This is a genomic window from Streptomyces sp. NBC_01707 (genome assembly GCF_041438805.1).
Lineage (GTDB): Bacteria > Actinomycetota > Actinomycetes > Streptomycetales > Streptomycetaceae > Streptomyces.
In genome coordinates this window covers 4780450-4798899 of record NZ_CP109190.1, presented here as the reverse complement: position 1 = coordinate 4798899, position 18450 = coordinate 4780450, and the positions used below count along the sequence as shown (strand labels likewise).

General features: G+C 70.9%; 17 protein-coding genes. 6 read left to right on the top strand and 11 right to left on the bottom strand.

The window, feature by feature from the left end; all coding sequences use genetic code 11:
• Positions 1 to 124 precede the first annotated feature (124 nt).
• Together OG963_RS21580 and OG963_RS21575 are read right to left on the bottom strand one after the other, a co-directional pair.
• A complete protein-coding gene (locus OG963_RS21580) occupies positions 125 to 751 on the bottom strand; it encodes a response regulator transcription factor (RefSeq protein ID WP_030933144.1) in 627 nt (208 codons plus the stop codon).
• Complete coding sequence (locus OG963_RS21575; protein WP_093779638.1) at positions 748 to 2091, bottom strand: sensor histidine kinase; 1344 nt, start codon at positions 2089 to 2091, stop codon at positions 748 to 750. Before OG963_RS21575 ends, OG963_RS21580 begins: the two co-directional genes overlap by 4 nt.
• 186 nt (positions 2092 to 2277) lie before the next feature.
• Between OG963_RS21575 and OG963_RS21570 the strand changes: the two genes are divergently transcribed.
• From OG963_RS21570 to OG963_RS21560, 3 genes are read left to right on the top strand one after another with little or no spacing between them, the layout of a single operon-like run.
• Positions 2278 to 2835: a heme-binding protein gene (locus OG963_RS21570; protein WP_093779615.1), complete on the top strand. Its 558-nt coding sequence runs from the start codon at positions 2278 to 2280 to the stop codon at positions 2833 to 2835.
• 26 nt (positions 2836 to 2861) lie between these two features.
• The gene (locus OG963_RS21565) at positions 2862 to 3464 is read left to right on the top strand and encodes an ankyrin repeat domain-containing protein (protein WP_093779613.1); all 603 of its coding nucleotides are present in this window, start codon (positions 2862 to 2864) and stop codon (positions 3462 to 3464) included.
• Positions 3465 to 3511: 47 nt separating this feature from the next.
• The gene (locus OG963_RS21560; RefSeq protein WP_371799337.1) at positions 3512 to 4918 is read left to right on the top strand and encodes a M1 family metallopeptidase; all 1407 of its coding nucleotides are present in this window, start codon (positions 3512 to 3514) and stop codon (positions 4916 to 4918) included.
• A gap of 24 nt (positions 4919 to 4942) precedes the next feature.
• Here the strand turns inward: OG963_RS21560 and OG963_RS21555 are convergent, their stop codons facing one another.
• The 4 genes from OG963_RS21555 to OG963_RS21540 form a co-directional block, all read right to left on the bottom strand.
• Complete coding sequence (locus tag OG963_RS21555) at positions 4943 to 6541, bottom strand: M4 family metallopeptidase (protein ID WP_319740895.1); 1599 nt, start codon at positions 6539 to 6541, stop codon at positions 4943 to 4945.
• 136 nt (positions 6542 to 6677) lie between these two features.
• Positions 6678 to 7199 carry a GNAT family N-acetyltransferase gene (locus OG963_RS21550; protein WP_319740896.1) on the bottom strand — a complete coding sequence of 174 codons (522 nt, stop codon included), beginning with the start codon at positions 7197 to 7199 and terminating at the stop codon, positions 6678 to 6680.
• 213 nt (positions 7200 to 7412) lie between these two features.
• On the bottom strand, positions 7413 to 8915 hold the full coding sequence (locus OG963_RS21545; RefSeq protein WP_371800315.1) for a M4 family metallopeptidase: 1503 nt from the start codon (positions 8913 to 8915) through the stop codon (positions 7413 to 7415).
• A 297-nt stretch (positions 8916 to 9212) separates the two neighbouring features.
• Positions 9213 to 9788, bottom strand: coding sequence for a TerD family protein (locus tag OG963_RS21540; RefSeq protein WP_030933124.1), 576 nt, complete (start codon positions 9786 to 9788; stop codon positions 9213 to 9215).
• Between the two features lie 191 nt (positions 9789 to 9979).
• Between OG963_RS21540 and arfB the strand changes: the two genes are divergently transcribed.
• Positions 9980 to 10405, top strand: a complete 426-nt coding sequence (gene arfB / locus OG963_RS21535; RefSeq protein WP_030933121.1) for an alternative ribosome rescue aminoacyl-tRNA hydrolase ArfB — start codon at positions 9980 to 9982, stop codon at positions 10403 to 10405.
• 16 nt (positions 10406 to 10421) lie between these two features.
• On the opposite strand, the gene OG963_RS21530 is transcribed toward arfB, so the two are convergent.
• Positions 10422 to 10928: a flavin reductase family protein gene (locus OG963_RS21530; protein ID WP_030933118.1), complete on the bottom strand. Its 507-nt coding sequence runs from the start codon at positions 10926 to 10928 to the stop codon at positions 10422 to 10424.
• A gap of 385 nt (positions 10929 to 11313) precedes the next feature.
• Here OG963_RS21530 and cdgB point away from each other — a divergent pair, with 385 nt between their 5' ends.
• Positions 11314 to 12975 carry a diguanylate cyclase CdgB gene (gene cdgB, locus OG963_RS21525; RefSeq protein ID WP_093779605.1) on the top strand — a complete coding sequence of 554 codons (1662 nt, stop codon included), beginning with the start codon at positions 11314 to 11316 and terminating at the stop codon, positions 12973 to 12975.
• Between the two features lie 174 nt (positions 12976 to 13149).
• Positions 13150 to 14145 carry a CBM35 domain-containing protein gene (locus OG963_RS21520; protein ID WP_093779603.1) on the top strand — a complete coding sequence of 332 codons (996 nt, stop codon included), beginning with the start codon at positions 13150 to 13152 and terminating at the stop codon, positions 14143 to 14145.
• Positions 14146 to 14261: 116 nt separating this feature from the next.
• Here the strand turns inward: OG963_RS21520 and OG963_RS21515 are convergent, their stop codons facing one another.
• The 4 genes from OG963_RS21515 to OG963_RS21500 form a co-directional block, all read right to left on the bottom strand.
• A complete protein-coding gene (locus tag OG963_RS21515; protein WP_093779601.1) occupies positions 14262 to 15110 on the bottom strand; it encodes a class II fructose-bisphosphate aldolase in 849 nt (282 codons plus the stop codon).
• A gap of 77 nt (positions 15111 to 15187) precedes the next feature.
• Positions 15188 to 16117, bottom strand: coding sequence for a 1-phosphofructokinase family hexose kinase (locus tag OG963_RS21510; RefSeq protein WP_093779634.1), 930 nt, complete (start codon positions 16115 to 16117; stop codon positions 15188 to 15190).
• 167 nt (positions 16118 to 16284) lie between these two features.
• Positions 16285 to 17439, bottom strand: a complete 1155-nt coding sequence (gene nagA, locus OG963_RS21505) for an N-acetylglucosamine-6-phosphate deacetylase (RefSeq protein WP_371799336.1) — start codon at positions 17437 to 17439, stop codon at positions 16285 to 16287.
• Positions 17439 to 18371, bottom strand: a complete 933-nt coding sequence (locus OG963_RS21500) for an ROK family protein (protein WP_030933102.1) — start codon at positions 18369 to 18371, stop codon at positions 17439 to 17441. The genes nagA and OG963_RS21500 overlap by 1 nt, the downstream gene beginning before the upstream one ends.
• Positions 18372 to 18450: the final 79 nt, after the last annotated feature.

Here is an 18450-nt window from a genome sequence, read left to right as displayed (position 1 = left end):
CCACGCCGGAGCGATCGGTGCCGCTGCCCCAATGCCTCACGGCCTCGCTTGCCTCACAGCCCCGCTGCCCCGGGACCGCGGGCGCCCGGAGCACTGCGGCGGACCTCACCGCGGACGGGCCGGCTCACGGCAGCAGTCGCTGCTCCTTCGCCACGGACACGGCGCCTGCGCGGGTGTCGACGCCGAGTTTGTCGTAGATGCGGCCCAGGTGCGTCTTGACCGTGGCCTCGCTGATGAACAGGGCCCGGGCGATGTCCCGGTTGCCCAGCCCCTGGGACAGCTGGCCCAGGATGTCGCGCTCGCGGTCCGTGAGCGTCGGCAGGGGGCTGCGCATCCGGGCCATGACACGGCTGGCAACCGGTGGGGAGAGCGTGGTGCGGCCCTGGGCCGCCGAGCGGATCGCGGCGAAGAGTTCCTCCGGGCGTTCGGCCTTCAGCAGATAGCCGGTGGCGCCCGCTTCGATGGCGCGGGTGATGTCGGCGTCCGTGTCGTACGTCGTGAGGACGAGGACATGGACGCCGGTGACCGCGATGCGACGGGTGGCTTCGACTCCGTCGATCCCTTCGCCCAGTTGGAGGTCCATCAGGACGACGTCCGGGGTCAGCCGGGCGGCCAGGACGACGGCCTCCTCGCCGCTGCCCGCCTCGCCGACGACCTCGATGTCCGGTTCGCTGCCCAGAAGGGCGAGCAGTCCGGCGCGTACGACGGCGTGGTCGTCGCAGAGCAGGATCCGTACGGCGGGCGGGGTCATGAGGGTTCCTCCGGCGAGGGCGACGGGGCGGGCGAGGACGAGGGCGCGGACAGGGGTACCTCGGCGGAGACGACGGTTCCCTCGCCCGGTGCCGACTCGATCGTCAGCGTGCCGCCGAGCTGGTGCAGTCGGGCGCGCATCGCGGGCAGCCCATGGCCGCGTACGCCCGATGCCGGGCGCGGAGCGGTCGGCGTCGGTGTGCGGCTTCCACGGGTCACCGCCGGTGCGGGCGGGGTGAAGCCGCGGCCGTTGTCGGCGATGTCCAGGACGGTCCGGTCGTCCAGGTGGGTCAGTGTCAGCGCGGCCTCCGTGGCGTCCGCGTGCTCCCTCACGTTGGCCAGGGCGCCCTGGGCGATGCGCAGCAGCGCGGACTGCACCCGGTCGGGCAGTGCCGCGTGCGCCGTCCCCTCCACATGGCAGCGGACCGTGAACAGCCCCTGGGCCTGGGCCGTTTCGCGGGTGGCCAGTGCGCGCAGCGCCGCCTCCAGGCCGCCGCCCGCCGCGAGATCGGCCGGTGCCAGGTCGTGGACGAAGCGGCGCGCCTCGGCGAGGTTGCGCTCGGCGAAGCCGGTGGCCGTACGGACATGGCGGCGGGCGGTCGCCGGGTCGGCGTCCCAGGTGCGGTCCGCGGCCTGGAGCAGCATCTGCTGGCTGGACAGGCCCTGCGCGAGGCTGTCGTGGATCTCCATGGAGAGCCGCTGGCGTTCGGCGAGGGTTCCTTCGCGGCGTTCGGTGGCGGCGAGTTCGCGGCGGGTCCGCAGCAGATCGTCGATCAGTTCGCGCTGGCGCACGGACTGGCGCTGCATGTGGACGAAGACCGCGGTCGCGGTGGCCGCCACGGCGGGGGGCGCCAGCGCCAGATTCGGGTCGAAGCCGTGGGCCAGCCGCAACTGCGCGGCCACGACGAACACGGTGAGCAGTGCGACGAGAGCGAACGCGGCGCGCGGCGGGAGCAGCCGCAGCCCGGTGTAGAAGAGCGGCACCGCGCACCAGGCGAAGCTCGGCGCGAGGACGACGAGCACCATCCACACGGCCACGAGCACGCCGAGCCGGGCCAGCCGGCGCGGGGTGGGGCGGGAACCGAGCGCCGGGCCCAGCAGATACAGAGCGGCGAGCGCGACGGACAGCGCGATGATCCACGGAGTGCGGTCCTCGCCCGGGTGGCGGAGCAGGAAGCGGGCCAGGGACGCGCCGAGCAGCAGGAAGAACGCGGCGTGCATGAGCAGCGCGAGCCACCGGGCATCCGGGTCGGTGGCTTCGGTCCCGTGCTCCACCTCGTACCTCTTACTCCCTGCCGACTGCCGAAAGAGCTGCTGCTCGACCTGCGCGGATACATCCATGGTGACCCGGTGCGGCCACGCCCGCATCAACCGATCGGCCGATGGGCCCGTCAGCCGTCCTGCGCGCGGTGTCGAGCCGGTACGTCGACGTATCGGGGCCGGGTCCGACCGGAGGATCGATCGCAGAGACCGCCTGATCGGATCACCGCCGGGCGGAACACCTTCGAACCGTCGAGGAGCCCCATCATGAAGAAGATGTCGCTGCGCACCCGTGTCGTCACCGGTGCCGTCGCCGCCGCCGCGCTCGGTGCCGGCACCTTCGGTGCCATGTCCGCGAGCGCCTCCGCACCTGCCGCTGCCCCTGCCGCCGCCGTCACGGCCGACACGGCGGACCGGAACCTCCGGCAGACCACCCATCTGACCGTCGTCGCCGCCACCAAGGCCGCGCGGGCCGCCCTCGACGCCGCCGAGAAGGAGAACCAGCGTGTGGCGGTCGCCGTGGTCGACCGGAACGGCAACACCGTCGTGACGCTGCGCGGCGACGGCTCCGGGCCGCAGGCCTACGAGTCCGCCGAGAAGAAGGCGTACACCGCTGTCTCCTGGAACGCCCCCACCTCCGTGCTCGCGGGCCGCCTGGCGCAGGCCCCGAACCTGAAGGACATCCCTGGCACCCTGTTCCTCGCGGGCGGCGCCCCGGTGCAGGTCAAGGACGCACCGGTGGCGGGCATCGGAGTGGCCGGCGCCCCCAGCGGCGACCTCGACGAGAAGTTCGCCCGGGCGGGCGTCGCCGCACTCGCCAAGTAGGACGACGACCACAGGAGAAACCGCCGATGAACACCCTCGATCAGGACCTCCTCCGAGCCGCGCGTACCGGCGACGCCGATGCCGCACGCACCGCGATCGAGGGCGGCGCCCGCGTCGACGCCCGCGACGAGGAGCGGCGCACCCCGCTGCTCCTCGCCGTGCACGGCGACCACGTCCAGGTCGCCGGACTGCTCGTCGAGGCGGGCGCGGATCCCGATGCGCAGGACCGGCGCGAGGACAGTCCCTGGCTGGCGACCGGCGTCACCGGCAGCGTCGCGATGCTGCACATCCTGCTGCCGGCCGGTCCCGATCTGAAGCTCCGTAACCGGTTCGGCGGCATCGCGCTGATCCCGGCGAGCGAGCGCGGCCACGTCGGTTACGTACGGGAGCTGCTCCGCGTCACGGACATCGACGTCGACCACGTCAACCGGCTCGGCTGGACCGCCCTGCTGGAGGCCGTGATCCTGGGCGACGGCGGCCGGTCGCACCAGGAGATCGTCGAACTGTTGCTGGCGGCGGGCGCGACCCCCGGTCTGCCGGACGGCGACGGGGTGACGGCGCTGGAACATGCGGAGCGGCGCGGGTTCGCGGAGATCGCGGCGCTGCTGCGGAACCGGGACCCGAGGTGAGTATCCGCCGACCTCTCGATCCGACATTTCGCACTTAGGATCATTGGGTGCGCCCCACCGCCCTGTTCCTGGCCTTCGTCACCGCCACCGTCGTCTCCCTCGCCGCCGGCTGCACCGGCGGGACCGGTGGCGTGGAGGGCACTCCCGGCGCCGCCGGTCTCCACGACCCGTACTTCCCGAAGGCCGGCAACGGCGGGTACGACGTCACGCACTACGACCTCACCTTCGACATCGACCCGGCCGCCCAGCGGATCCGTTCCACCGCCGTGATCACCGCGCGCGCCACCCAGGACCTCAGCGCCTTCAACCTCGACCTGGCCGGGCTGACCGTCGATTCCGCGAAGGTCGAGGGGCGTCCGGCCGCCGTCAACCGGGCGGGCCACGAGCTGACGCTGCGCCCCGCCGCCGAGGTGGAGCGCCACCTGCGCAAGGGCAGGACCTTCCGTACGGTCGTCCACTACTCCGGTTCCCCGCTGACCCTCACCGACCCGGACGGGTCGAAGGAGGGCTGGCTGAGGACGGCGGACGGGTCGGTCGCGCTGGGTGAGCCGGTCGGGTCGATGGCCTGGTTCCCCGGCAACGACCACCCGAGCGACAAGGCGACGTACGACCTCACGGCCACCGTCCCCCGGGGTCTGACGGCCGTCTCCAACGGTGAGCTGACGTCCCGGAAGGTCTCCGGCGCCACCACCACGTACCACTGGCACACGGCCGAACCCATGGCGAGCTATCTCGCGACGCTCGTCGTCGGCCGCTTCGACACGAAGGAGTCGACGACCCCCGACGGCATCAAGGTGTTCACGGCCGTGGACCCGAAGGTGGCCGCGGCGAGTGCCCGGACCCTCGCCCGGATCCCCGAGGTGGTGCGGTGGGAGGCCGAGCGCTTCGGCCCGTACCCGTTCTCGTCGACCGGCGCGATCGTCGGCCGTCCGCACGACTCCGGGTATGCGCTGGAGACCCAGAACCGGCCGTACTTCCCGGGGCCGCCGACCGTCGGAGTCCTCGTCCACGAGATGGCCCACCAGTGGTTCGGGGACTCCGTCACGCCCGCCAGCTGGCGTGACATGTGGCTCAACGAGGGCTTCGCGACCTACGCGGAGTGGCTGTGGAAGGCGGACAAGGAGGGCGTTCCCGTCCGGCGCAGTTTCGACGCCGCCTTCGCCGACGATGCCAACTGGGCGTTCCCGCCCGCCCGTCCGCCGTCGGCCGCGGACATCTCCCAGGACCCGGTGTACGAGCGCGGGGCGATGGTGATCCACAAGATCCGGCAGGCGGTCGCCGACGACCGGCGGTTCCTCGCGCTCGTCGCCGGCTGGACGAAGGCCCATCGGTACGGCACCGCGTCGACGGCCGACTTCACCGCGTACGTGGAGAGGACGACGGGGAAGGATCTGACGGATCTGTGGAACACCTGGCTGTACGGCAAAGGCCGGCCCGCCCCGGACGGGAGCTGACCGGCCCCTGGAACCCGCCGGGAACTACTTCACGTTGACGCCGGACCAGGCGGCGTCAACGGCTGCCAGCTCCGGGCTGTCCGCCCCGTACAGGTCGGTCGCCGCCTTCTGCGTTGCCGTGCGCGCGGCCGCGTAGTCGGTGGACGAAGTCATGTACGCGGAGAGCGCCTTGTACCAGATCTGGACCGCCTTGTCCCGGCCGATGCCGGTGACGGCCGAGCCGTCGGCGGTCGGGGAGTCGTAGTCCACCCCGTTGATGGTCTTGGGGCCGCTGCCCTCGGACAGCAGGTAGAAGAAGTGGTTGGCGACGCCGGAGGAGTAGTGGACGTCGAGGTCGCCGACGCCGGCGCTCCAGTAGTCCGCCGAACCGCCGTCCTTGCTCGGCTTGTCCATGTAGCGCAGCGGGGTGCCGTCGCCGTTGATGTCGATCTTCTCGCCGATGAGGTAGTCGCCGACGTCGCTGCTGCTGTCGGCGAAGAACTCGACCGAGGTGCCGAGGATGTCGCTGGTGGCCTCGTTGAGGCCGCCGGACTCGCCTGCGTAGTCGAGATTGGCCGTTGCCGCGGTCAGGCCGTGGCTCATCTCGTGGCCCGCGACGTCGAGGCTGGTGAGGGCGCTCTTGTTGTCGGCGCCGTCGCCGTACGTCATGCAGAAGCAGCTGTCGTCCCAGAACGCGTTGACGTACGCGTTGCCGTAGTGGACCCGGGAGTAGGCGGCCTTGCCGTCGCCCGCGATGCCGCTGCGACCCAGCGCGGACTTGTAGAAGTCCCAGGTCATGGCGGCGCCGTAGTGGGCGTCGACCGCGGCGGTCTGCCGGTCGCCGCCGGTGCCGTCGCCCCAGGTGTCGTCGTCGTCGGTGACGAGCGCGCCGGTGCCGCTCTCGCCCTGGTTCAGGTCGTACGTCTTGTGGCCGCCGCGGTCGCTGTCGGTCAGCTCGAAACCGGAGCCGCTCGCGGTGGTCGACAGGGTGACCTTGCCGCTGTACTGGCTGTTGCCGACGCCCGTCTCGATCGCCTCGTAGCTGTGCAGCGTCCTGCCGGTGGCGGCGTCCGTGATGACGTGACGCCTGCTGGGCGTGCCGTCCTTCTGCACGCCGGTCCGTACCGTCTCGAAGGCGAGGACGGGCTTGCCGCTGCCCGCCCAGATCACCTTGCGGGCGCCCGCCGCGGTCCTCACCTTCGGCGTCGTGGACGACACCGTTATCCGGGCGGTGTTCGCCTTGGTGACGCTCTTGAGCTTTCCGCTGCCGGTGGTGTGGGTGACGAGGTCGCCGCCGAGGACCGGCAGTCCGGCGTAGGTGCGCTCGTAGCGGGTGTGGACGGTGCCGTCGGCGTCCTTGATCACATCGCGGACGATCAGCTTCTCCTGGCTGCCGAGCCCGATCGCGTCGGCCGTCGAAGAGGCGTCCGACTGGGCCGACTTGATCGCGGCGGTCCGCTCCGACGCGGTGTTCGGGTCGATCGCGGTCCTCGCGCCGGACGTGCCGGAGGTACGGGTGACGGAGCCGCCGTCGCGGGCGTTGCCCGGGGCCGCGGTCGCCGCACCGGACTGCACGCCGACGACGACCATCGCGGCCACGGCCGCCAGGGCTGCGGCGCGACGGGTGTTCATGTGGGGGGTCATGCGTTCTCCGTTGTTCGTTCCGTGGGGGGTTACGAGCGGAGAGCGTGCCACCGCATGACCGAGTTTGACGGTGTGCTGACAATTGCCTCACATTATTTTGACCACTTCTTGTCCGACTGGGATGCTCTCGTGTCCGTTATTCGACGGGCTTCAGAGGCTTGCGCAACACCGCGCAGGGACGGCCCAGTTGGCGGTCGCGCCGGTGGTCGATGGCCTCGTAGCCGAGCGCTGTCCAGAAGGCGAGCGCCTTGGGGTTGTTGTCCAGGACGGCCAGTCGGATCCCGTCCCGCCCCGCTGCCCGGAACCGCTCCTCGACGAGCCCGGCCAACTGTCGCCCGTAACCGGAGCGGTGGTGGCGTGCGTCGACCATGAGCAGTCCGATCCACGGGTCGGGGTCGGCCGGGTCCGGATGGCGCGCGAGGGTGATGACCACACCGACCAACCGCCCCTGCGTCCGGGCGAGCAGCACCTCGGTGTCCCGGTTCGCCAGCTCCTCGGCGAGCGAGGCCGCGACCTGTTCCGACCGGATGTCATGGGGGTCCGGGAAGTCGCCGCTGATCTGCTGGAACGTCGGATCGGACGCGTACAGCGCGGTGAGTTCGGCGAGCAGCGGGCCGGGAAGCGCGCCGGCCACCGGCAGCAGCGGTTCGATGATCACGCGGCGCAGCCTATGCGGGCGCGCGGTGCACCCGGTGCGGGCGCGCGGTGCCGACACACGTCGGCACCGCGCTGAGCCACCCGTAGGGCGGCAATCCGCAGGGCGACCGTCCGTGGAACGGCCGGACGCCGCGCACATCTCCGGGAACCGGTGGCTGTACGCGGCGCGTGGGCGATCCGCAGGTGCCGTCGGGCGGTAGCGCCGGACGGCGTACTAGTTCACATTGATCGCGGACCAGGCGGAGGCGACGGCTGCGTACTCCGCGCTGCCTGCTCCGTACAGGTCGGTCGCCGCCTGCAGGGTGGCGACCCGCGCCGCCGCGTAGTCGGTGGACGATGTCATGTACGTGGTGAGCGCCTTGTACCAGATCTGGACGGCCTTCGCGCGGCCGATGCCCGTGACCGTGGAGCCGTTGGAGGTCGGCGAGTTATAGGCGACGCCGTTGATGGTCTTCGCGCCGCTGCCCTCGGACAGCAGGTAGAAGAAGTGGTTGGCGGGCCCGGACGAGTAGTGGACGTCGAGACGGCCGACTGTCCTCGACCAGTAGTCCGCCGAACCGCCGTCCTTGCTCGGCTTGTCCATGTAGCGCAGCGGGGTGCCGTTGCCGTTGATGTCGATCTTCTCGCCGATGAGGTAGTCACCGGCGTCGCTGCTGTTGCCCGCGTAGAACTCGACCGCGGTGCCGAACATGTCGCTGGTCGCCTCGTTGAGGCCGCCCGATTCACGGCTGTACTTCAGACCCGCGGTCGCCGCGGTCAGACCGTGGCTCATTTCGTGTCCGGCGACATCCAGCGAGGTGAGCGGCTTGACGTTGCCCGAGCCGTCGCCGTACGTCATGCAGAAGCAGTTGTCCTGCCAGAAGGCGTTGACGTACGCGTTGCCGTAATGGACCCGGGAGTAGGCGGCCCTGCCGTCGCCGGCGATGCCGTTGCGGCCCAGTTCGTTCTTGTAGAAGTCCCAGGTCATGGCGGCGCCGTAGTGGGCGTCGACCGCAGCGGTCTGACGGTTGGTCGCGAGACCGTTGCCCCAGATGTCGTCCGCGTCGGTGAAGAGGGTCCCGGTGCCGGAGGTGCCGCCGTTCAGGTCGTACGTGTTGTGGCCGCCGCGCCCGGCGTCGGTCAGGTTGTAGCCGGATCCGGAGGCCGAGGTGCCGAGGGCGACGGTGCCGCTGTACTGGCTGGTGCCGGACCCCGTGTCGATGGCCTCGTACGAGTAGAGCTCCTTGCCGCTGGCGGCGTCGGTGATGACGTGGCGCTCACTGGGAGTCCCGTCGGCCTGAGTGCCCTTGACCACGTTCTCGTAGGCGAGCACAGGCTTGCCGGTGACGGCCCAGATCACCTTCCGGGCACCGGACCTGGCGGTGGCCGTGGCAGTCGTCGATGCCACGGATATCTTTGCCTCGGTTGCCTTGGACACCCCCTTGAGGGAGCCGTCCTTCCTGGTGTGGGTGACCAGGTCGCCGCCGAGGACAGGCAGTCCGGCGTAGGTGCGCTCGTAGCGGGTGTGGACGGTGCCGTCGGCGTCCTTGATCACATCGCGGACGACGAGCTTCTCCTTGTCGCCCAGCTTGATCTTCGCGGCGGTCGAGGCCGCCCCGGCCTGGGCTTCCTCGATGGCCGCGGCCCGCTGGGGCGCGCTGAGCGGCAGCGCGGTGGCTCCGGCGGCGCGGTCCTGGGCGGCATCGGCCGAGCCTGCTTGTACGGCGACGACGACCATGGCGGCGGATGCGGCAAGAGCGGCGGCACGCAGAGTGGTTCTCACTCGTTCTCCTTCACTCGGTCCATGAGCTCCGTGAGGGGTGTGCGGTGAGACTGGCACCGATGCCGCCAAACTTGGCAGGGATGCGTCAATTATTTGACCGGATCTTGTCCGTCCAGGGGGTCGCGCTGTCCGTTATGCGTCAGACGTCGTGCGGCGGACGTGGGCCTTCTGACGGCATGACAGACGGGAGCCCCCGGTCGAGGAATCGACCGGGGGCTCCCGTCTGTCAGGTCAGGCCATGAAGCCTCTGGGTCAGAGGTTGACGCCGAAGTCCTGGGCGATGCCGCGCAGGCCCGAGGCGTAGCCCTGGCCCACGGCGCGGAACTTCCACTCCGCGCCGTTGCGGTACAGCTCGCCGAAGACCATCGCGGTCTCGGTGGCGGCGTCCTCGCTCAGGTCGTAGCGGGCGATCTCGGTGCCGCCGGCCTGGTTGATGATGCGGATGAACGCGTTGCGCACCTGGCCGAAGTTCTGGCTGCGGGTCTCGGCGTCGTAGATGGAGACCGGGAAGACGATCTTGTCGACGTCGGCCGGCAGGCCCGCCAGGTTGACGTTGATCTGCTCGTCGTCGCCCTCGCCCGCGCCCGTGACGTTGTCACCGGTGTGGACGATGGTCTGGTCCGGGGTCGACTTGTTGTTGAAGAAGACGAAGTGGCCGTCGGAGACGACCTTCCCTCCCGGGTTCACCGCGATCGCCGAGGCGTCGAGGTCGAAGTCGGTGCCGGTGGTGGTACGGACGTCCCAGCCGAGGCCGACCGTGACGGCGGTCAGGCCCGGGGCCTCCTTGGTGAGCGAGACGTTGCCGCCCTTGGACAGGCTTACTGCCATGGGAAGTCCCTTTCATCGTCGTGTGCGGGCTTCGTGCCATCACGAAGCTACCGTCACAGGTCATAACGCAGGCAGAGGACCGGGAGGTTCCTGCTCCCTTTACTTTCTTTACCGAACCGTCGGCCGAACGGGTGAGCGGATGCGGCAAAAGGAGGTGACGGGAGGGGCGGCGGCCGGGGAACATAGGTGTCATGTCCGGGCCCTATGTCATCCGCGGTTCGGTCTCCCTGCCGGAGGCCGAGCTCATGTGGCGTTTCTCGCGGTCCTCCGGGCCCGGCGGTCAGCACGTCAACACCAGTGACTCCCAGGTGGAGCTCCGCTTCGACCTCGCGGCGACCGACTCGCTTCCCGAGGTGTGGAAGGACCGGGCGCTCCAGCGGCTGGAGAGCCGGCTGGTGGGCGGCGTGGTCACGGTGCGGGCGTCGGAGCACCGGTCCCAGTGGCGCAACCGTGAGACCGCCCTCGTCCGCCTCGCCTCCCTGCTGGCCGAAGCCACGGCGCCGCCCCCCAAGCCGCGTCGCAAGACCAGGATCCCGCGCGGGATCAACGAACGCCGGCTGCGCGAGAAGAAGCAGCGCGGCGACACGAAGCGCGGCCGTTCCGGCCGCGACTGGTGAACCCGGACGCCGGGGTTCAGCCCAGCTGCCGGTAACGCCCCAGGAAGTACGTCAGCGGCCCGCCGTCCGCGCTCGGCAGCGCCGCGCTCAGCACCCGTCCGATCACCAGCGTGTGGTCGCCCGCGGGCACCCGCTGCTCCGTGCGGCACTCCAGGGTGGCGAGGGCCCCGCCGACCAGCGGTGCGCTCGATACCTCTCCCCGTACATAGGGGATGTCCTCGAACAGCAGCCGGTCACTGATCCGGCCCTTCATCGCGAACCGTCCCGCGATGTGCCGCTGGCTCTCCGACAGCACGGAGACCGCCCACAGCGGCTGTTCGTCGAGCAGGTCGTCCATCCGGGAGCCGTTGCGCAGGCTCACCAGGACGAGCGGTGGGTCCAGCGACACGGACATGAAGGCGGTCGCCGTCATGCCGACGTCCTCGCCGCGCCCGTTCTCGTCCAGCGGCGGCTCCTGGGCGGTGATCAGGACCACACCGGCGGCCAGCCGGGAGAGGGCGCCGCGGAACTCGTCGTTGCTCACCCCCTCAGCATGGAGGATGGGCTCGGACCGCGAGGTGGGGGGCTTCGTCTGCAACACAACGGGCACGCTAGCCGCGGGCCGCGGGCCGCCGCATCGGGCCAGGGGACCAGAGGGGTCCTAGGACTCCGGGCCGATGGGGACGTGCCGGGACGGGGCGGTGCAACGTACTGCAACGTACAGATTTGCGTTCAAGAAACGGAGGGGCCACCTCGCTGCGCTGCTCACAACCCTTCATCATCTGTTGTGACTTGAGTCACAGAGTGCAATATTTGTTGACCCTGTGTACCGGGTGCACAGCTCACTGTGATTCAGTGGCGGTGACACTGCGAACAAGTACGTCGATATGAAACCTGGAGTGCTGTCGAGGTCTCGGGGAGTGCGAGCAATGGAGGCCGAGTCGGAGCCGTACGTCCGTCTAGCGACGATGCGGCAGCTGCATCAGGCCGTCGCCGATCTCAATACGGCGCGGAGCCTGGCCGACACACTGCAGACCGTGGCCGACGGAATCGTCGCCGGTCTCGGATACGAGCTGGCCTGCGTCAACCTCGTCCGTCCCGACGGTGATCTCGTCGTCGCCGCCTTCGCGGGCAATTCCGCCGCCGAATCCCTGATCACCGGCCGAGTCGGCTCCCGCACGTCGTGGGATCGCCGCCTGGCCATGGGTGAGTGCTGGGACGGGCTCCGGTTCATCCCGCACACAGACGGCTGGGTCCTCCTGGACGACGACGTTCCGCAGTGGCACACCGAGGGCCCCGAGCCCCGCTTCGAGGACGAGTGGCACCCGCAGGATCGGCTCTACGCCCCGATGTACGCGTCCGGCGGCGGTCAGGACCTCCTCGGCGTCATCTCCGTCGACCGCCCGCGCAATGGCCGCCGTCCCGGCTCGTGGGGTCGCGAGGCTCTCCAGATGTACGCGTCACAGGCGGCCATTGCGATCAGTAACGCCCGGCTGCGAGCAAACATGCAGCGTGCTCTGGTCCGGCTCGAACGCGAACAGCAGGCGCTGCGGGCCAGCGAGGAGTCGTTCCGCCAGGCCTTCGAGTACGCCCCCAGCGGCATGGCCATCGCGGAGATGGGCGGTGACCAGCACGGCAGACTGCTGCGCACCAACGACGCCCTGTGCCGGCTGCTCGGCCGCCCCGCCTCCGTACTGCGCCGCTACTCCTTCGCCGACCTGGTCCACCCCGAGGACGTCGGCACCCTGCTGCGGACGTCCGCCGAGGGGGGCCGCGCCGAGCTGCGGCTCGCGCGCCGGGACGGCTCGTACCTCTGGGTGTCGCTGCGCAACTCCGTCGTCGCGGACACCGCCGACGGGCCGCGTTTCCTCCTCACCCACGTGGAGGACATAGAGGAGCGCAAGCGCCACGAGCTGCATCTGGCGCACCGCGCCTCGCACGACGCGCTGACCGGACTGCCCAACAGTGCCGAGCTGCGTGCGCGGCTCAGTGCCCGGCTCTGCGAGCGTCCGCACGCGGCGTCCACCACCACCGCCGTGGAGGCTCTGGACGCGGCGTACGGCGACGTCGAGGACGCGGAGGGGCGTGTGCACGGTTTCCGTGCCGACGGCTTCGAGGCCGACGCGGTGGCCGGCGGTCCGTACGACCACCATGTGCACGCCGTGGCGCCCGACGACGAGGGCGACGACGGGGCGAAGGGGCTCGCGGTCCTCTTCTGCGACCTCGACGGCTTCAAGTCGATCAACGACCGCTTCGGGCACCACACCGGCGACGCCGTACTGATCGAGGTCGCCCGCCGTCTCACCACCTGTGTGCGCGACGGCGACACCGTCGCACGGCTCGGGGGTGACGAATTCGTCGTCCTCGCGGACGGGCTCGGCGCCGCAGACGCCGCGGATCTGGCCGTACGTCTACGAAACGCCATCATTCCGCCCATTCGGGTGGATGGTCGCGCGGTGCGGGTCGGGGCGAGTTTCGGGATCGGATGGGCCGGCTGCGGCATGACGGCCGAAGAGGTGCTGCGCTCCGCCGACCAGCGGATGTACGTGGAGAAGCGGTCTCGGTCCAAGGTTCACCGAAGGGCCGGCTGACGTTCACGACAGGTCTGTTCCGGCATCCGTTGTCGTACCCCGACCACGGTCCGTGAGGGGCCCCTGTGGCCGACGGCAATTCTTGGTGTGCTCCGTTCGAGGTAGGCTCGGCCGGTCGGCCACGGCTGGCAATTTTCGGCGACGGCTGGCGACATGGTGAGGAGTGACCCAGGGATGACGGCCGGGAACAACGGCGCAAACACACCCGAGGACGACGATCCGTTCGGCTACCTCTACGAGGACGGACAGGCGGCCGGCGCCCAGGCGCCGCGGCAGGGCGGATACGGGTACCCGGGTCCGGTCTCGCAGCCCGGCGTGCCGAGGACCTCGTACAACCAGGTGCGGACCGTCGGTGAGCGCCAGTACGGTCAGCAGGTGCCGCAGCAGCAGCCTTACGGCCAGCCGCAGGCACCGTACGGTCAGCCGCAGGCGCCCTACGGCGGGCCGAATGCGCAGTACGCCGCCCCCGAGACCTACCCCGGCGGTGCGCCCACCGCACCGGTCGCGGCGCAGGGCGGCCACGGCCGGGCCGGTGGTCCCGGCAGGGGCGGTCCGAACAACAAGGGTCTGCTGATCGGCGCGGTCGCCGTCGTCGCGGTCGTGATCATCGGCATCGGTGCCGCGCTGATGACCGGCGACGACAGCGACGACAAGAAGAACGAGGCCACCACCTCGGCCGGTGCCACCGGCCAGGTCGACGAGTCCCCGAAGCCGAAGGACACCGACGGGGCCTCCGAAGCTCCGGTGGAGCTGCCGAAGCAGGACGCGGCGACGCTGAAGCTGGGTGGCACGGCCACCGTCGAGAAGACCATCAAGGGAGCCGAGGGCGCGGACGGCGTGTACGTCACCGGCTTCAACCAGCCGGGGTCCTCGGTGACCTGGAAGGCATCCATGAAGACGGCCGGGGCGTACCGGCTGACTGTCCGGTACGCCATCCCCGCCAAGGACGCCAACGCCACGCTGACGGTCAACGGCAAGGCCAACAGCCAGCCCATCGGTCTGAAGAACTTCGTGGAGTCCTCGGACCCGAACTGGGAGAAGAACTGGCAGACCACATGGGCGCCGGTGACCTTGAACCAGGGCGACAACGAGATCAAGATCTCGTGCGAGACCGGCAACCAGTGCGACGTGATCCTCGACTGGCTCGAGGTCACGCCGGCGAAGGACTGAGCACTCCCGGAACCGATCTGCCCTACGCCTTCTTCCGAACCGCGACGGTTCGGAAGAAGGCGTAGGGCAGTTCTTTTTCCGTGCCGGCTCTTGCGTACCGGCCGCCTCGTGGCTGCTCAGCCCATCAGGGCCAGGAATCCCGCCACCGTCGCGGCCATCGCCTCGCGGCCCGGGACGAGGTACTTGCGCGGGTCGACGCCCGTCGGGTTCTCGGCCAGGTAGGCGCGCACCGCGCCCGTGAAGGCCGTGTTCAGGGCCGTGCCCACATTGATCTTGCGCATGCCCGAGGCGACCGCCTGGCGGATCTCGTCGTCCGGGACGCCGCTGGAGCCGTGCAGCACGAGCGGGACCGTCACAGCGTCGCGCAGCTGCCCGATCAGGGCGTGGTCCAGGGCGGCGGTGCGTTCCGTCATGGCGTGCGAGGAGCCGACCGCTACGGCCAGCGCGTCCACGCCGGTCGCCGCGACATAGGCGGCGGCCTCGGCCGGGTCCGTGCGGACGCCGGGGGCGTGGGCGTCGAGCGGGGCCTCGCCCTCCTTGCCGCCGACCTTGCCGAGCTCCGCCTCGATCCAGATGCCGCGCTCGTGGCCCCAGGCCACCGCGTCGGCCGTGGCCCGCACGTTCTCCTCGTACGGCAGCTTCGAGGCGTCGAACATCACCGAACCGAAGCCCGCCGCGTGCGCCTGGTGCAGCAGGTCGACGGACTCGACGTGGTCGAGGTGGAGGGCGAGCTGAGCGCTGGAGGCGCGGGCGACGGCGGCCGCTGCGGCGGCGATCGCGGAGAGCCGGCCGCCGTGGAACTTCACGGCGTTCTCGGAGATCTGCAGGATGGCGGGCGCCCCGGCGCGCTCCGCGCCCGCGGCGATGGCCTCCGCGTGCTCCAGCGTGATGACGTTGAAGGCGGCGATCCCGTGGCGGTCGGCCTGGGCGGCCGAGACGAGTTCACCGGTGCTGACGAGCGGCATGCTGCCCCCTGAGACTGACTTCTGATGGTGCGGGATGGTGCGGGATGGTGCGGGATGGTGCCGGGCGGTTCCGCGGCTCAGGCCGTCGTCGCTGCGTACTCCTCGACATCGACGCGCGACAGCAGCTCCTCGTACGCCGCCCGGTCGAACTCCCCGGCCGCGGGGGCCAGCACCGTCGCCGTCGACAGCGCCACCGCCCTGCGCAGCCGGTCCGGCCAGCTCAGGCCCTCCACGAGCCCGGACAGCAGTCCGGCCACCGCGGAGTCGCCCGCTCCGGTCGGGTTGCCCGCGACCCTGGCGGGCGGTGCGGCCCGCCAGGTGCCGTCGGGAGTGACGGCGAGCATGCCGTCCGCGCCGAGCGAGGCTATGACGCCGTGCGCGCCGCGGCGGCGGGCGTCGCGAGTGGCGCGCAGCGGTTCGCGGGAGCCGGTGAGCTGGGCCAGTTCGTCGGCGTTCGGCTTGATCAGGTCGGGGCGGGCGGCGATGCCCCGGCGCAGCGGTTCGCCGCTGGTGTCGAGGAGGACCGGGACGTCGGCGGTGCGGGCCACGCGGACCAGTTCGGCGTACGCGCCTACGTGGATGCCGGGCGGCAGGCTGCCGCAGAGGGCGACCGCGTCCGCTTCGCCGAGGAGCCCTCGGTACGTGGTGAGGAAGGCTGCCCATTCGCCGGCGGTGACGAGCGGGCCCGGTTCGTTGAGCTGGGTGGTGTCGCCGGTGGAGGCGTCGACGACGGCGATCGTGCGGCGGGTGTTCCCGGCGACGGCGACGAGTGCGTCGCGCGGCGGGAGGCCGGCCAGCAGGTCACGGAGGACCGCTCCGGTGGCGCCTCCGGCGAACCCGGTGACCACGGTCTCGTGGCCGAGCGCGGAGAGCACCCGGGCCACGTTGAGGCCCTTGCCGCCGGGGCGTTCGGAGATGTCGCCGACGCGGTGGCTGGTGTGCGGGACCAACGCCGGTACGCCGTACGTCAGGTCGAGTGCCGTGTTCAGCGTGACCGTGAGGATCACCTCGGTCACCCCTTCGATCCGTGCCGGAGCGCGGATCCCTTGCCAGAACGCGCTTTCCCTGCTGTTTACGAAGCGATCATGCCAAAGAGACGGCGGTCGGCCCAGACCTCGGGGCCAACCGCCTTCTCTTCGTTACGTATTCGACTCGCCGTCAATAATGGGCTGAATCACCCAAGATGGGGCTCAATGACCCAATCGCCCTTGCGCATGACGCCCTTCAGCGTGAAGTCCGCGTCCAGGACCACCAGGTCGGCGTCCTTGCCCGGCTCCAGCGAGCCGACCTTGTCGTACACGCCGAGCAGGCGCGCCGGGTTGGCGGAGATGGACTGCACGACGTCGCCGACCGGGATCCGGTCGAGGGTGACGGCCCGGCGGAACGCGGTGTCCAGGGTGAGCGTGGAGCCCGCGATCGAACCGCCCTCGACGAGCCGCGCGACGCCGTCCTTGACCTCGACGGCGAGCGGGCCCAGCTGGTACTGGCCGTCACCGAAGCCTGCCGCGTCCATCGCGTCCGTGATCAGCGCGACGCGGGCGGCGCCCGCGTGGTGGTAGGCCAGTTCCAGGGCGGCCGGGTGCAGGTGCGTGCCGTCGTTGATCAGCTCGACGGTGATCCGCTCGTCCTCCAGGAGCGCGGCGATCGGGCCGGGCTCGCGGTGGGCGAGCGGCGGCATCGCGTTGAACAGGTGGGTGGCGACGGTGGCGCCCGCGTCGATCGCCTCGACGGTCTGCTCGTACGTCGCGTCGGTGTGCCCGATCGCGGCGATCACCCCGTGCTCGGCGAGCAGCCGCACCGACTCGATGCCGCCCGGCAGTTCGGTGGCGAGCGTGAACATCTTCGCGGCGCCGCGCGCCGCGTCCATCAGCTTGTGGACCTCGGCCGGGTCCGGGTGGCGCAGCAGCTTCTCGCTGTGCGCGCCCTTGCGGCACGGCGAGATGAACGGGCCCTCGAAGTGGATTCCGGCCAGATCGCCCTGCTCGACGAGCTCGGAGAGGATGCCGGCCCGCTGGGCGAGGAAGTCCATCTCGCCGGTGACGGTGGAGGCGACCAGGGTGGTGGTGCCGTGCTCGCGGTGGGTGCGGACGCCGGTGAGGACCTCGTCCACGGTGCCGGAGGTGAAGGACGCGCCGCCGCCGCCGTGGTTGTGCATGTCGACGAAGCCGGGCACGACCCAGTGGCCGGTCAGATCGACCGTCCGGGCGCCTTCGTGCGCGCTACCGGCGATCCGGGCGCCCTCGACGATCACCCGCCCGTTCTCGACGGTCCCGGTGGGAAGAACCACCCTGGCCCCTGCGAGAACCGTGCTGTCTGCGCGTCCGGCCATCAGGCGGATACCTCCGTGGAGAGAAGATCCCAGGCGAGCAGCCCTGCGCCCAGGCATCCGGCGGTGTCCCCGAGGGCCGCCGGGACGATGTGGGGCAGCTTCTGGAACGTGACGCGTTCCTCGACGGCCGCACGGAGTGGTACGAACAAGGTTTCCCCTGCCTCGGCGAGCCCGCCACCGATGATCAGCATGCGCGGGTCGAGCAGGGTGAGCGCGGTGACCAGCCCGGCCGCGAGCGCGTCGACCGCGTCCCGCCAGACCCGTACGGCCGCGGGGTCGCCCGACTCGACGGCCTTCGCGCAGTCCGCCGCATCGGCCTCCGGGTCGCCCGACGCGGCGGCCCAGGCGCGGCTGACCGCGGAGGCGGAGGCCAGGGTCTCCAGGCAGCCGCGCTGTCCGCAGCCGCAGTCCGGCCCGTCCGGCCGGACCACGATGTGGCCGATCTCGCCCGCGTACCCGTGCGCACCCGCCTCGATGGTGCCGGTGATGCCGATGGCCCCGGCGATACCGGTGCCCAGCGGTACGAAGAGGAAGCGGTCGGCGCCCTTGCCCGCGCCGATCCGGCCCTCGGCGAGGCCGCCGGTCCTGACGTCGTGGCCGAGCGCGACGGGCACTCCGCCGAGCCGCTTGCCGAGCTTTTCCCGCATCGGTACGTCGCGCCAGCCGAGGTTCGCGGCGTAGACCGCGATCCCGTTCTCCGCGTCGACGATGCCGGGTACGGCGACACCGGCCGCGGCGGCACTCTCGCCGAACTGTTCCTCGCCGTGGGCGCGCAGCTCGGCGGCGAAGGCGAGGATCGACTCCACGACGGCGTCGGGCCCGCGCTCCCGGCCGGTCGCGCGCCGGGCCTCGTGCAGCAGGGTGCCGTCGGCCCCGACCAGGGCGGCCTTCATTCCGGTGCCGCCCACATCGAGGGCGATGACGTGTTTCACGGAAAACAGTTTCGCCCGCCGGACCCCGATAGGTCTAGTCCACTATCGCTGTTTGTTGCGCGTACATACAAAACGAAGC

Bases quoted from the DNA above. Each gene is read 5' to 3' on its own strand.
- cdgB (WP_093779605.1), top strand. From the start codon at position 11,314: ATGGAGGCCGAGTCGGAGCCGTACGTCCGTCTAGCGACGATGCGGCAG.
- OG963_RS21565 (WP_093779613.1), top strand. From the start codon at position 2,862: ATGAACACCCTCGATCAGGACCTCCTCCGAGCCGCGCGTACCGGCGAC.
- arfB (WP_030933121.1), top strand. From the start codon at position 9,980: ATGTCCGGGCCCTATGTCATCCGCGGTTCGGTCTCCCTGCCGGAGGCC.
- OG963_RS21580 (WP_030933144.1), bottom strand. From the start codon at position 751: ATGACCCCGCCCGCCGTACGGATCCTGCTCTGCGACGACCACGCCGTC.
- OG963_RS21520 (WP_093779603.1), top strand. From the start codon at position 13,150: ATGACGGCCGGGAACAACGGCGCAAACACACCCGAGGACGACGATCCG.
- OG963_RS21515 (WP_093779601.1), bottom strand. From the start codon at position 15,110: ATGCCGCTCGTCAGCACCGGTGAACTCGTCTCGGCCGCCCAGGCCGAC.
- OG963_RS21570 (WP_093779615.1), top strand. From the start codon at position 2,278: ATGAAGAAGATGTCGCTGCGCACCCGTGTCGTCACCGGTGCCGTCGCC.
- nagA (WP_371799336.1), bottom strand. From the start codon at position 17,439: ATGGCCGGACGCGCAGACAGCACGGTTCTCGCAGGGGCCAGGGTGGTT.
- OG963_RS21575 (WP_093779638.1), bottom strand. From the start codon at position 2,091: ATGGATGTATCCGCGCAGGTCGAGCAGCAGCTCTTTCGGCAGTCGGCA.
- OG963_RS21555 (WP_319740895.1), bottom strand. From the start codon at position 6,541: ATGACCCCCCACATGAACACCCGTCGCGCCGCAGCCCTGGCGGCCGTG.
- OG963_RS21540 (WP_030933124.1), bottom strand. From the start codon at position 9,788: ATGGCAGTAAGCCTGTCCAAGGGCGGCAACGTCTCGCTCACCAAGGAG.
- OG963_RS21545 (WP_371800315.1), bottom strand. From the start codon at position 8,915: ATGGTCGTCGTCGCCGTACAAGCAGGCTCGGCCGATGCCGCCCAGGAC.